The organism is Streptomyces sp. RPA4-2 (assembly GCF_012273515.2).
Classification (GTDB): Bacteria; Actinomycetota; Actinomycetes; order Streptomycetales; family Streptomycetaceae; genus Streptomyces; species Streptomyces kaempferi.
Genome location: NZ_CP050975.2, coordinates 1,473,372 through 1,486,402, shown reverse-complemented (window position 1 = coordinate 1,486,402; position 13,031 = coordinate 1,473,372). Strand labels below are relative to the sequence as shown.

At 72.5% G+C, this 13,031-nt stretch carries 9 protein-coding genes, 1 pseudogene and 1 riboswitch; of the genes and pseudogenes, 8 read left to right on the top strand and 2 right to left on the bottom strand.

Translation table 11 applies throughout. The features are described 5' to 3' along the window. Positions 1 to 169 precede the first annotated feature (169 nt). The 3 genes and pseudogenes from HEP85_RS06065 (at position 170) to HEP85_RS06055 (ending at position 5,058) form a co-directional block, all read left to right on the top strand. The gene (locus HEP85_RS06065) at positions 170 to 985 is read left to right on the top strand and encodes a hypothetical protein (protein WP_248002460.1); all 816 of its coding nucleotides are present in this window, start codon (positions 170 to 172) and stop codon (positions 983 to 985) included. 265 nt (positions 986 to 1,250) lie between these two features. Next, a riboswitch (cyclic di-AMP (ydaO/yuaA leader) is annotated at positions 1,251 to 1,425 on the top strand. Positions 1,426 to 2,786: 1,361 nt separating this feature from the next. Continuing rightward, positions 2,787 to 3,161: pseudogene (locus HEP85_RS06060) on the top strand (C40 family peptidase); the annotation flags it as partial. Positions 3,162 to 3,651: 490 nt separating this feature from the next. Continuing rightward, positions 3,652 to 5,058, top strand: coding sequence for a lamin tail domain-containing protein (locus HEP85_RS06055; RefSeq protein ID WP_248001849.1), 1,407 nt, complete (start codon positions 3,652 to 3,654; stop codon positions 5,056 to 5,058). A gap of 160 nt (positions 5,059 to 5,218) precedes the next feature. Here the strand turns inward: HEP85_RS06055 and HEP85_RS06050 are convergent, their stop codons facing one another. Continuing rightward, positions 5,219 to 6,589 carry a diacylglycerol kinase family protein gene (locus HEP85_RS06050; protein WP_369657622.1) on the bottom strand — a complete coding sequence of 457 codons (1,371 nt, stop codon included), beginning with the start codon at positions 6,587 to 6,589 and terminating at the stop codon, positions 5,219 to 5,221. Between the two features lie 441 nt (positions 6,590 to 7,030). On the opposite strand from HEP85_RS06050, the gene HEP85_RS06045 reads away from it, so the two are divergent. The 4 genes from HEP85_RS06045 to HEP85_RS06030 are packed head-to-tail and all read left to right on the top strand — an operon-like array spanning position 7,031 to position 9,859. Then, the gene (locus tag HEP85_RS06045) at positions 7,031 to 7,735 is read left to right on the top strand and encodes a response regulator transcription factor (protein WP_168526846.1); all 705 of its coding nucleotides are present in this window, start codon (positions 7,031 to 7,033) and stop codon (positions 7,733 to 7,735) included. Further along, on the top strand, positions 7,732 to 9,216 hold the full coding sequence (locus HEP85_RS06040) for a HAMP domain-containing sensor histidine kinase (protein WP_168526844.1): 1,485 nt from the start codon (positions 7,732 to 7,734) through the stop codon (positions 9,214 to 9,216). Before HEP85_RS06045 ends, HEP85_RS06040 begins: the two co-directional genes overlap by 4 nt. A 47-nt stretch (positions 9,217 to 9,263) precedes the next feature. Continuing rightward, complete coding sequence (locus HEP85_RS06035; protein WP_168526842.1) at positions 9,264 to 9,662, top strand: hypothetical protein; 399 nt, start codon at positions 9,264 to 9,266, stop codon at positions 9,660 to 9,662. Beyond that, positions 9,659 to 9,859: a hypothetical protein gene (locus HEP85_RS06030; protein ID WP_168526840.1), complete on the top strand. Its 201-nt coding sequence runs from the start codon at positions 9,659 to 9,661 to the stop codon at positions 9,857 to 9,859. Before HEP85_RS06035 ends, HEP85_RS06030 begins: the two co-directional genes overlap by 4 nt. Before the next feature lie 44 nt (positions 9,860 to 9,903). On the opposite strand, the gene HEP85_RS06025 is transcribed toward HEP85_RS06030, so the two are convergent. Next, positions 9,904 to 11,097: a PP2C family protein-serine/threonine phosphatase gene (locus HEP85_RS06025; protein WP_168526838.1), complete on the bottom strand. Its 1,194-nt coding sequence runs from the start codon at positions 11,095 to 11,097 to the stop codon at positions 9,904 to 9,906. Positions 11,098 to 11,346: 249 nt separating this feature from the next. Between HEP85_RS06025 and HEP85_RS06020 the strand changes: the two genes are divergently transcribed. Next, positions 11,347 to 12,711 (top strand): FAD-dependent oxidoreductase, encoded by a 1,365-nt coding sequence (locus tag HEP85_RS06020; RefSeq protein WP_168526836.1) that lies wholly within the window; start codon positions 11,347 to 11,349, stop codon positions 12,709 to 12,711. The last annotated feature ends 320 nt before the right edge of the window (positions 12,712 to 13,031 follow it).

Sequence of the window (13,031 nt, the reverse complement as noted above, 5' to 3'; positions counted from 1 at the left end):
GATGGAAGAGCGTCGCGGCGATGTCGGCATAGGTCATGGGCGGACGGCGGGACCCGGTGACGGTCCACCGCCGGCCGCCGTGGGCGGCGACGAACGCCGGCGACCGGGCGGCACGCCGTACCGGATCGTGTCGTTCGTCGGGCGCACCCTGCGCGGCGAGTGGCACGGCATGGTCGTCGAACCGTTCCGGCAACTCCTGCGCCGCGGACTGTCCGGACTCGTGCTGGCGTTCGTGGCCGCCTTCGGGGTCATCTTCTTCCACGCGATCGCCCAGCATCCGACGGGCGCCACGGTGGTGCGGCTGACCGGCGGGGTCAAGGCGGCCCTGCCACTGCCGCTGGCCCTGCTGCGTACCCCCGTGTCGCTGTACGTCCCCGCCCTCGACCTGCCGGTGTGGGCGGGTATCACCCAGCTGTTCCTCGCGTTCGCCCTCGCCGAACTCGCTCTCGGCCGCGCCCGGACCCTGGCCATCGCGTACGTCACCACGCTGGCGGGCACCCTCACCGTGCGCGTGATGATCGCGATGGGGCCGGGTTGGTGGGGTCTGGGGCTGCCGCCCGAGACCGGGCAGGTGCTGGACACCGGTCCGTCCGCCGCGGTGGTGGGTCTGTTCACCTACCTCGCGGTCGTCCGACGGGCGCCCGTCGTGTTCGCGCTCACCGGCGGCTCGATGGTGTGGGAGTCGATCGTCAGACCCAATCTGGCGGGTCGGGAACACCTGATCGCCGTGGCCGCCGCGATCGTCCTGGGGCTGCTGCACGGGCGCTGGCGAAGACCGGTGCGGGCCTTGACGGTCCTGCTCCACTCGCGCCGCGCGGAGAACCGGCCGACCGGCGGCCCGGACCTGTCGGAACCACCGGCCCCACCGGCCGCGGCGGAGTCACCGGCCCAGGCGGGAGCACCGGCCGCCGCGCGGCCACCGGCTCTGGCGGACCCGCCGGTCCCCGCGCATCGTGTCAACGAGCCACGGGCGCAACTGCGCTGACAGTGCGGACACCGCTGACACGGGCCGAAGGCTGTTCCACGCCAGGTGCACGGCGCCGGACGTGACGCCAGACGTACGGCGAGTGGGGGTGTGCCGCCGGCGACCCCGTCCGGCGTCCGGTGGGCGAACTCACCCGAGGTCGCGAGTACGACGAAGGTCACAATTACATATCGGACACTTCGCACTTCAATCTTCACGCGAGGCACACAAGTTGGCTAAGTTGACGACAGGCCACACGACTTCCTCCGGCGAACCTCGCCGGGTCGCTTGGCCTCCGCCTAATCCGGTGCGGCCTCATGGCGACCGGAGCCGGGGACCCAACCGAACCCTGGGGTGAATCGGCCCAACTGCCCCACGGGGCAAAGGCCGTAGGGCATACCTTCCGGATCTGTCCGCCCGAACCCGACAGCTAACTCGGTAGGCGGAGCACGGAAGGAGTACGTCTGCCATGGCGCCGGAACGCACCCCGGGCCCTGGAGGCAGCAGCCTCCCCGGCATGCCCCGCTCCGCACCCGCGACGGTGGCCCGCTCCTCGGCGGACCTGGTCCCGCAGAGCCCCAACTCCGCCTCCCTCGGCGGAGACGACGGTCCGAGCCGCGAAGAGGTCCAGCAGCGGATCAGCTCTCTCTACGACCGGGCCGAGACCGCCACCGGGAACTACAACGCGACCCGCGCGATGACCACCGGTTCGCGTAATCGCCTCAACCCGGCCCGGGACAACGGGCGCAGGGGTGGCGACGCCCCTCTCGACGACGTGTCCCGGCCCTGGCTCGACGTGGGCCGTGCGCAGTTGGGCCCGAGTGCGCCGGCGCGGCTGCCGGCCGACCGGATGCCGAAACGCCCGGCCGAAGCGCGTCCCGCGCCTTCCGCGCAGCGCCTGGACGGCGGCCCCGCCGCCCGTGCCCTGGAGACCGCCGGCCGCCCCGTTCCGGAGCTGACCGCCGGACCGGGAGCGGGCCCCGTGGCCGAGTTGACCGCCGGACCGGCGGCAGGGCCTGTGGCGGAGCTCGCCCCCGGGAGGGCCGTGGCCGCGCTGCCGGCCGGGACCGGGGTTCGGCAGGAGATCGTCAAGGCGCTGCCCGCGCCGGCCGCCGACTCCGACCACTCCTCGCTGAAGAATCGCAAGGAGCAGAACCGGCGCAAGCTCGCACTCGCCCGTGAACTGCTGTCCCGGCACGCCGTCCGGCAGCGGAGCATCCCGATCGCGGCGATCGAGGCGCAGCCGGCCCAGGAGGTCTGGCCCACCCCGGAGGAGCGGACCCGCCGCGAGGCCGAGGAGCGGTGGCGGCGACAGCAGTCGGCCGGACTGGGCATGGGCGCGCCCGTGGACACGGCCGCGGGCATGGGCGCACCCGCCGGTATGGACGCGTCCCTCGGCGCGGGAATGCCCCTCGCCTCGGACATGACGTACACCTCGGACATGACCTTCACTTCCGGCGTGACGTTCGCTTCGGACACGGCGTTCGCCTCAGGCGTGACGTTCACCTCGGACACGGCGTTCGCCCTGGGTGCGGCCTACGCTCCGGAGCTGTCCTACGCCCAGGACATGGCCTACGCCCCCGACCAGTTCCAAGCCCCGGAGCCGCTCCCTGCCCCGGACCTGCCTTTCGCCCCGGAGCCGCCCGTCGCCGCGGAGACGGCCTACATCCCCGCCATGACCTTCGCTCCCGCGCCTTTTCCGCCGGTCGTGTCCACCCCGTTCCCGCCGGCCGTCGCTCCCGACCCGTCCTTCGCCGCGGTCGCGCCTGCCAACGCTGGGGTACCCACCACCGCGGGCATGATCATGGGCGGTGGCGGCCCGTCCGGCTCGGGGTACGACATGAAGGCCGCCAAGGCGCTGGCCTTCGCGCGTGCCCAGATCGGCAGGCCGTGCGTATGGGGCGCGGCCGGGCCGGGCTCCTACGACTGCGCGGGCCTCACCCGGGCCGCGTGGACGGTGGCCGGGGTCGCGCTCCCGCGTACCGCGCGCGACCAGGCGACGTCCACCACGGCGATCCCGCTCACCGACATCCGCGCCGGCGACCTGATCTTCTTCTACGACGACGTCAGCCATGTCGGCCTCTACATCGGCGACAGCATGATGATCCACGCGCCGAGCCCGGGGGCGTACATACGCGAAGAGTCGATCTTCTACGCCGGACAGGCGGCGATCCACAGTGCCGCGCGGCCCGCGTAGGGCGCCGGCAGGGCTTGCCCACGACTGCCGTCGCGCAGTTTGAAGAGGGGTTGCCGGGGCGGCTGGTCCCGCACGGCCTGCCCGACGCCCGCGCCTGCCCGACGCCCGCGCCTACTCGGCGCGGGCGTCCTCCTTCCTCGCCTGGGTCAAGGCCTCGGACACCGCCTCGGGCAAGGCCTCGCACACCGCCTCGGGCAGGCACGCCCGGTCCACACGCCGATTCGCCGAACGGACCTACGCGGAAGCCGACTTGCCCGACACGGCCGCGCGCGTCGAGGCGACTTCGACGGCGAGGGGTTCACAACTCGACGCCAGGGATGTCGCCTTGGCGCGGTCGCGGCAGCGGTCACCGGTTGATCAAGTCCATCCGGCATGTACCCGCGCTGTTCGCGGTGTGTTCAGTCCGTGGTCGTCGGTGTGTCCGAGGCTTCGCCGGGAGCGTGAGCGCGCTCCTTGTCTGCCCGACCCCCTGAAAAGAGGACCGGCCACCTTGCGTACGCACTGGCGTAGACAAGCCCCCATCACCGCCGCCGCCCTGATCTTCCTCGCCCTCGGCCTGTCGGGTGCGCCGGCTTCGGCGCAGGACCCGTCCACGGTGCGGATCAACGAGGTCGAGTCCAGCGGCGGCAGCCCCGGCGACTGGATCGAACTCGTCAACACCGGGACCGCCGCGGTCGATGTGTCCGGGTGGATCGTCAAGGACAACGACAACTCCCACTCCTACAAGGTCGGCAAGAAGACGTCGATCGCCCCGGGCGCGTTCCTGGCGCTGGACGTCGAGTCGTCGTACGGGCTGGGGAGTTCGGACTCCGCGCGGCTGTTCCAGGCGGACGGCTCCACCCTGGTGGACTCCTACACCTGGACCGACCACGCCAGTACCACGTACGGGCGGTGCGCGGACGGCACCGGCGCGTTCACGACCACGACCGCGCCGACCAAGGGTGCGGCGAACGCCTGCGGCACCACCGGCGGCGGGGGCGGCACCACGTGGCCGGGCGGCGCGGCGGTCACCGTCGCGGACGCTTCGAACGTGTTCGGGGAGAACCTCAGCGGGCTGTCCTTCGAGAGCGAGGGCGTGCTCTGGGCGGTGGACAACGGCCCCGGCAAGCTCTACCGGCTGGTGCCCAACGGCGCGACATGGCGCCCCGATCCGGCCGGTGGCTGGGGATCCGGCAAGGCTCTGCACTACGCGAGCGGCAGCGGCGACCCCGACGCCGAGGGTGTGGTCGTCACCCCCGACGGCATGTTCGTCGCCACCGAGCGCGACAACGGCAACGGATCCACCAGCATGCCGAAGATCCTGCGCTTCGACGCCTCCTCCACCGCCTCGTCGCTGAACGCGACCGCAGAGTGGAACCTCACCTCCGATCTGCCCTCCCTGCCGGCCAACGCCGGGCCCGAGGGCATCTCGTGGATCCCGGACACCTTCCTGACCGCGCACGGATTCCGCGACGAGTACACCGGTGCCGCCTACGACCCGGCCGGTTACCCCGGCCACGGCAGCGGCCTCTTCTTCGCCGGCGTCGAGGACAACGGCACCGTCTACGCCTACGCCCTCAACCAGTCCGGCGGCGGATACACCCGCATCGCCACCCTCACCAGCGGCTTCCCCGGCGTGATGGACCTGGAGTTCGAGCCCGCCACCGGACACCTGTGGGCGGCCTGCGACGACACCTGCCAGGGCCGGACCTCGACCCTCGACATCAACGCCCAGGGCAAGTTCGCCGTCACCCACACCTATGACCGGCCCACCGGCATGGCCGACTACAACAACGAGGGCTTCGCCATCGCCCCTCAGTCCGCCTGCGTCGGCGGCCACAAGCCGGTCGTGTGGTCCGACGACACCAACGACGGCGGCCACGCACTGCGCGCCGGCACGCTGAACTGCACCCCCTGACACCAACGGGGCGGGGCGGGGCGGCCGACAGCCGCTCCCGCCCCGGCTCGCCCCTCAGCGGGCGTGCGACCGGGGAGCCCGGTCCGCCTGTGACCGGAGCCGGTTCGCCTGTCCGACGGTCCGCGGGTTCCGGGGGAACGGTGTCCCGGGCGGGCCGCTTTCAGGGGCGCCGGGCCGTATCCTCGGCGTTTCCGGTCCGACGGGTGGCGGGCGTCCGGCCCGCAGTCGTCGCGAGTTCGCGCAACCGGCGCCAGTTCAGAGGTGGTTGGGAATCGGGCACACCGGGGCGTTTCCTGGGGACCCGGACGCGCAGCGCGCCCGGGTCGACGCGGCAGTGGACCGGGGCGGGCAGCATCAGGGCCTCGCCGTCGACACCGGCCTCGATCTCCGGTTGGTCCCCGTCGACGACCACCTCGCGGGTGGTGAGGACCGCGAGTCCCTCCGCGGCGCGGTCCAGCACCAGGGCCGCGGCCTCGGCCGCGCTGTCGACCTTGATTGCGAGGACACCGAGCAGCCCGGAGTCGAGCCGCTCGCGGCGGCCGATCCCGGCCGGATCGTTCGTGCGGTAGGGGTTGTTGCTCACCAGCACGGCCTGGGGGGCGTCGAGCGTCGCGCCTTCGGTGCGGGCGGTGAGCCGCGGCCCGACCCGGCGGGTGAGCAGCTCGGGCAGGAGCTCCAGGATGGTGCCGATCTTGTCGTCGCGGTACGCCGGGCTCTGGACGACCGCCGCGTAGGCGCCGAAGGAGGCGTTGTTGACGAACGGATGCCCTCCCGCGAAGCCGAGGTCCACCCTGAGTTCGACGCCGTCGGTGAGTGCGTCGAGGCAGCGTGCGGGGTCGTCGCGGTCGAGCCCGAGGTCCATCGCGAAGTGGTTGCGGGTACCCGCGCAGACGACCAGGAACGGCAGGCCGTGCTCGGCGGCGACGGCCGCGACGAGCGCCTGGGTCCCGTCACCGCCCGCGACGCCCAGCAGATCGGCGCCGTCGGCGACGGCCGCGCGGGCCAGCGCGGTGACGTCCCGCTGTTCGTCGGGGCCGAGGAGGACGACCCGCGCGCCGAGCCGTTCGGCCTTCTCCACCAGGCCGAACCTCGCCACCTTCCCGCCCCCGGAACGCGGGTTCATGACGAGGAAGGGGCGGCGCGGGGGCGGTGTCCTGCGTTCCCTGGCAGGCCGCGAGCGGGGGTGGTCGCCGCGCAGCGCGTAGCGCCCCGTCCCGACGGCCACGGCCCACAGCAGCAGGGACACCGGGACGGCCCACAGCAGGGAGACCGCGAACAGGGTGACGACGGCGGCGGGCGCGGCCATCGCCAGCAGCGCCGCCACCCAGCGCAGCGGGCCGCGCCGGGTCAGCGTCCACCATGCCGCGGCCGCCGTGACGACCACACCGACGAACGCGATCGCGAGCAGCAGTACGCCGCTCAGACCGCCCTTGGCCAGCGGCAGCAGCACCGCCAGCGCCGCCGCGGCCAGTGCGGCCCTGGCCGCCCATCGCTGCCCGCCGCGGGTCGCGCCGCTCGTGTCCTCGGTCATCGCTCCTCCAGAGATGCGGCCGACGCGCCGGTGCGGGGATGCGTTGAAGCACGGAAGCACGGAAGCACGGATCGACGGTGCCCGGGCCGGTGCGGCCCACTCCACCACACACGGCGCGCTGAGCGATCAAGGACCCGGTGCGGGCGCGGGCCGTCACCCGGGAAGGGGATCCGGGCGGGCCGGCCGGGCGGTGGCCGGGGAGGAGCCGTCGGTACCCCCGGGGAACGGGAACGGCGCGGCTGATGCACGATGGGCGGCGGCAGGCCTCGGCGACACGGCCGGGTCCGCCGCGCAGAGGGGCGGACGCGCGAAGGAGCAGGGCGCGCGGAGAGGCAGGCGCGCGAAGGAGCAGGGCGCGCGAAGGAACGGGCGCGCACAGGGACAGCAGCGGTGCGAAGAGACGCCGGAGCAAAGAGACAGCGGTGCGGAGGGACAGTGGCGATGAGCGCAGACCGGGGCCGGGTCCTGGTCGTCGACGACGACGCGGCGATACGCCGCTCGCTGGAGCGCGGCCTGCGGCTCGGCGGATTCACCGTGGACCTGGCCGACGGCGGCCGCCCGGCGCTGGCCGTGGCCCGGACGAGACCACCGGACGTGATCGTGCTGGACATCTCCATGCCGGACCTCAACGGCATCGAGGTGTGCAGGACACTGCGGGGCGACGACAACGACGTACCCGTGCTGATGCTCTCCGCGCTCGACGAGACCGCCGACCGGATCGCGGGACTGCAGGCCGGCGGCGACGACTATCTCGTCAAACCCTTCGCCCTTCAGGAGCTCGTGCTGCGCCTGGAGGCACTGTTGCGCCGCAGACCGCCGCGCGACACCGACACCGTACGGGTCGGTGGCCTGCTGATGGACCCCGCCGCCCGCAGGGTCACCCTCGACGGCCGGCCGGTGGACCTGACCCGGCGCGAGTTCGAGCTCCTGCACGTTCTCGCGCGCAACGCCGGCCTCGTACTCAGCAGGGACCAACTCCTCGACCGCGTATGGGGATACGACTTCGACGTGCGCACCGACGCGGTGGACACCTTCGTCAGCTACCTGCGCCGCAAACTGGAGACCCCGAATCGCGCGCGGATCATCCACACCGTACGGGGCGTGGGCTTCGTCCTGCGGGACGACCGGGCGGGGGAGCAGCGGTGAGGCTGTCCACGCGGATCGCGCTGGCCGTCGGCGTCACCGTGCCCGTACTGGTCCTGGCCACCGGTTGGCTGCTGCTGCGGCTGGTCGCGGCGGATCTCCATGACCAGCAGGACGCCCATCTGCGCGAGCGCGCGACGACCGTGGCCAAGGACGCCCGGGGACTGCTGCGCGCGAGTGCCGCCGACCGGTCGGCCGCGGTGGAACAGGCGCGGCAGCGAAGGCTGTTCACCTCGGCCCTGGACGTCGGCGTCCGGCTGATCGGCCCGGACGAGACCTTCACCGGCGGACCGCAGCCGGACGCCGGAGCACCGCTGCCTGCGAGCGCGCCGGTCCCGGTCACGCTCAGGGCCGACGGCCACAGCTGGCGGATCCTGTCGACCCGCGTGACCGGAGCCCGGCCCGGAGTGCGCGGGTCCCTGTGGCTGTTCGCGTCGGACACCGCCGCCGACACCCAACTGCGGCTGGTCCGGCGGCGCGTGGTGTCCGTCGCGCTGCTCGCCGCGCCGCTGTCCGGACTGCTCGCCTGGGGTGTCGCCGCGCGGGCGAGCCGGCCGCTGCGCCGTCTGCAACGCCGCGCGAGCGGCCTGGACCCGCGTTCCAGCCCGGCCCGCCTGGACCACACCCCGACGCGTATCGCCGAGGTCGACGATCTCGCGCACACCCTGCGGACCGTCCTGGCCCGCTACGACGAACAGGCCGCCAGAACGGCCGAGGCCCTGGCCACCGCACGCTCCTTCGCCTCCGCCGCCTCGCACGAACTGCGCACTCCGCTGATGAGCATGCAGACCAACCTGGAGATCCTCGCCGGGCATCCCGAACTCGCCGGAGCCGACCGCGACGAGGTGCTGCACGACCTGCGCCGCGAGCACGCCCGGCTGCTGGGCCTCCTGGTGATGCTGCGCGACCTCGGCCGTGGGGACCTCGTCGAGGCCGACGCCTTCGGTCCCGTGGACCTGGCCGACGTCGTCGAGGCGAGCACGGAGGAGCAGCGGCGGCACCATCCCCGCGCACGGCTGTCCGGACACTGCGTGCCCGGCCTGTGGGTGCACGGCTGGGAACCGGGACTGCGGACCGTGGTGGACAATCTCCTCGTCAACGCCCTGGTGCACGGGCACGGGGAGGGGCGGCCCGCGCGGGTGGAGGTGAGCCTGCGCGCCAGCGGCACCGACGTGATCCTGGTCGTCGACGACCAGGGCCCCGGCATCCCGCCCGAACTGCGCGCGCAGGTCTTCGAACGCTTCAGACGCCGGCCCGACAGTCCGGGCTCCGGCCTCGGGCTCACCCTGGTCGCCCAGCAGATCGCCCTGCACCGGGGCCGTATCCGGGTCCTGGACCGGCCGACGGGGCCCGGCACCCGTATCGAGGTCACGCTGCCGCTCGTCAACGGCGTTGCGGACGAAGGGAGCACGCTGCCGCTCCGGCGCAACTGGATGATCGAGGCCGCCGACCGGCCACAAGAATTCCACAAGGACGACTCCTAGTTTCCCCGGTGTGCGGGCAACCGCCCGTGAACACGGAGGAGTTCGTCATGCCAAGCACCAGGAAGACCGTCGTCTCGTTGGTCGCCGTGGGTACGCTGCTCGGCGCCGCGGGCGTCGCCGCGGCGGACACCGGGTCTCCCGCGCCGTCCGGCGCGCCCACGGGCGACGGCGCGGCGGCGCTGTGCCGGCGCGCGCCGAAGACCGACCAGCGGATCGACCGGATCCTCGACCGGCTGCACGCGGACGCGTCCCGGCGCGGCTCCGTCGCCCGCCTCGAACAGCGCGTCGCCAACGCCAAGTCGGCGGGACACACGGAGATCGAGGCATATCTCAATGACCGGCTCACCTTCCGGCGCTCCCTGATCCCCACCCTGGAGGCACGCCAGAAGGACCTGTCCCAGGTCGAGAAGTGGTGTGGCGCCAACGACAACGGGAGCGCGAAGTGAGGGGCGCGCGCCGGGTCGCACCGGCCGGGCTGGCCGCCGTGACCGTCCTGCTGCTGGCCGGCTGCGGTCACGGGGCGGACGCCGGGCAGCCGGCGCCCGCTTCCTCGTCCTCCACGGACCTCGGCCACCTGCGGAAACTGGTCGACGACGCCGATTCGGCGGCGAGCAAGGCGGAGTCGGACATGGCCCGGGAGTGACCACGGCGGTCCGTGGGCGGCCGGTCTCCCGCCCAGGAGCGGGATCAGGTCGGTGTGCCAGGGCTGGGCGGCGGACCGCCGGGGCGGATCCGATGGTGGCCGTCGACGGGGTGGGTCGTGAGATGCGGGCGGTGCGGATGCTCGGAGGCGACCCGTTCGACGATCAGCAGGGCGGCGTCGTCGGAGGGCCGGTCGCCGACGTGGGTGAGGAGGTCGTCGTGGATGTGACGCAGCAGGGCGTCGGGTCCGGCGCCCCGGAACGTGGCGGCCCGCTCGGCGAGCGGGTAGAAGGCCCCCGCCGGTGACCGGGCCTCGATGACGCCGTCGGTGTAGAGCAGCAGGATGTCGCCCACCTCGAAGGCGAACGGGTCGGTTCGGTGGCGCGCGGCGGGCATTTCGCACAGACCCAGCGGGGGTACCGGGTGCCGGGCGTACAGGACCTCGATCTTGTCGTCGTGCAGCAGCAGGGGCGGGGGATGGCCGCAGTTGATCATGTCGACCTGAGTGCCGTGGTCGGGGATGTCGAGGACGAGCGCGGTGATGAAGTGCTCGCCGGGATCGTGCTCGGTGTCGGCCACCTCGTCGAGGTCCCGGCACACGCTCGCCTCCAGCGCCGCCGTCAGTTCGGGCAGCGTGGCGTACCGCTGGGCGCCCTCGCGGAACGCGCCGAGCGCCACCGACGCCTCGCCGATCGAGGACATGCCCTTGCCACGGACGTCCCCGATGACCAACCGGGTGGACGCGTGGGCGGAGCGGGCCACCGCGAAGAGGTCGCCCCCGATCCGGGCCTCGTCCTCGGCCGCCAGATACAGCCAGGCCACCCGCAGCGGCCCGATCCGGCGGGGCGGGGGCCGCAACAGAACACGCTGCGCCGTCTCGGCCACCGAACGTGACCGGCTCAGTTCCAGTGCTCTCCGCTCCCGTAGGTGGCATACGAAGACCACCAGCGCGGAGAGCACGCTGAGGGCGATGATCTGCGCGACGTGGTTGGCCGTGGTCAGGCCGCCGTGCAGCACCGCGATGAACACCTGGGCCGTCACGGCCAGCACTCCGACCAGGGCGGTCAGCCGTGGGCCGGCCAGTGAGGCGGTGAGCGCGGGCGCGATGACCAGCAGGGGGCCGAGATGGATGTCGGCCGGTGAGTGGATGTCCACCACCGTGATCACTACTATCAGCGCGACGGGGATCGCCACCAGTCCGCGGCCTGACGGCTGCTCCACGAGGCGGTCCACTGACATGCGCCGGACGCTCACCTCCCCATTTTCCCCCGGAGCCGGAGCACCTGCTTCCTGGCGCCCTGTCCGGTGTCCCGTCGGGGGTCCTGTGCGGGCCGCCCGGATCTCGCCCGACTCTAGGGATGTCCTCAGAAACCAGGGGTCATAAGTCGCCCTTATGGGGTCATAGATCCAACCCGAGTACTGACTAAGGCATGCCTTAGCTTAGGCTTCCCGGCGAGTCACCCTGCCCCCTTCGAAGGGAATCTGATCATGCCTCGCCCTCTGCGGGTAGCCATTGTCGGAGCCGGTCCCGCCGGCATCTACGCCGCCGACGCGCTGCTGAAGTCCGCAGTGGCCGTCGAGCCCGGTGTGTCCATCGACCTCTTCGAGCGGATGCCGGCCCCCTTCGGGCTGATCCGCTACGGTGTCGCCCCGGACCACCCGCGGATCAAGGGCATCATCACGGCCCTGCACCAGGTGCTCGACAAGCCGCAGATACGTCTCTTCGGCAATGTCGACTACCCGGGGGACATCAACCTGGACGACCTGCGCGCCTTCTACGACGCGGTGATCTTCTCCACCGGCGCGACGGCGGACCGGGCCCTGGACATACCCGGCATCGGCCTCGACGGCTCGTACGGCGCGGCGGACTTCGTCTCCTGGTACGACGGGCACCCGGACGTGCCCCGGACCTGGCCCCTCGAAGCGGAGAAGGTCGCCGTCCTCGGCGTCGGCAACGTCGCGCTCGACGTCGCGCGCATCCTGGCGAAGACCGCCGAGGAGCTGCTGCCGACCGAGATCCCGCCGAACGTCCACGAGGGACTCAAGGCCAACAAGGCCCTGGAGGTCCACGTCTTCGGCCGCCGTGGCCCGGCGCAGGCCAAGTTCAGCCCGATGGAGCTGCGGGAACTGGACCACTCCCCGAACATCGAGGTCATCGTCGACCCCGAGGACATCGACTACGACGACGGCTCGATCGCCACCCGGCGCGGCAACAAGCAGGCCGACATGGTCGCCAAGACCCTGGAGAACTGGGCCATCCGCGACGTCGGAGACCGGCCGCACAAGCTGTTCCTGCACTTCTTCGAGTCGCCGACCGAGATCCTCGGTGAGGACGGCGAGGTCACCGGCCTGCGCACCGAGCGCACCGTCCTCGACGGCACCGGCAACGTCAAGGGCACCGGCACCTTCAAGGACTGGGACGTCACGGCCGTCTACCGCGCCGTGGGCTACCTGTCCGACAAGCTCCCCAAGCTGCCCTGGGACGTCGAGTCCGGCACGGTCCCCGACGCGGCGGGCCGGGTGATCGAGGAGACCGGCGAGCACCTGCGGTCGACGTACGTCACCGGCTGGATCCGGCGTGGGCCGGTGGGCCTGATCGGTCACACCAAGGGCGACGCCAACGAGACCGTCGCCAGCCTGCTCGCCGACCACGCGGGCGGCCGTCTGCACACGCCCGCCGCACCCGAACCGGAGGCCGTGGACGCGTTCCTGAAGGAGCGCGACGTCCGCTTCACCACGTGGGAGGGCTGGCACCGGCTCGACGCCGCGGAGAAGGCACTCGGCGAACCGCAGGGCCGCGAGCGGGTGAAGCTCGTCGAGCGCGAGGACATGCTCGACGCCAGCGGGGCCTAAGGGCTGTCCCGTAATCCCCGGCGGGCGCACGACGACAGCTACGGCACTCCCCCGAGCTCTTCGAGCAGGGGGGACCCCCACGCCGCGTTGTCGGATCGCCCTGATGCGCCCAGTATGAGGACGACCCTCCGCCTTGCGATGCACCGCATCCGACGCCGCGCGCTGATCCACCGGGGATTACGGGACAGCCCTTTGGGTCTGCCGTTCGGATCCGCACCCGGACATCGTTCCGCGCTCCTCGGGCGAGGTGAGCGTCGTTCGACCACCTCGGGGACGGGGTGGACGGCTACCGTGTCGCCGAGCTGGTGAGCTCGCCGGCC

Bases quoted from the DNA above. Each gene is read 5' to 3' on its own strand.
- HEP85_RS06065 (WP_248002460.1), top strand. From the start codon at position 170: ATGGTCGTCGAACCGTTCCGGCAACTCCTGCGCCGCGGACTGTCCGGA.
- HEP85_RS06050 (WP_369657622.1), bottom strand. From the start codon at position 6,589: ATGACCGAGGACACGAGCGGCGCGACCCGCGGCGGGCAGCGATGGGCG.
- HEP85_RS06045 (WP_168526846.1), top strand. From the start codon at position 7,031: ATGAGCGCAGACCGGGGCCGGGTCCTGGTCGTCGACGACGACGCGGCG.
- HEP85_RS06035 (WP_168526842.1), top strand. From the start codon at position 9,264: ATGCCAAGCACCAGGAAGACCGTCGTCTCGTTGGTCGCCGTGGGTACG.
- HEP85_RS06025 (WP_168526838.1), bottom strand. From the start codon at position 11,097: ATGTCAGTGGACCGCCTCGTGGAGCAGCCGTCAGGCCGCGGACTGGTG.
- HEP85_RS06020 (WP_168526836.1), top strand. From the start codon at position 11,347: ATGCCTCGCCCTCTGCGGGTAGCCATTGTCGGAGCCGGTCCCGCCGGC.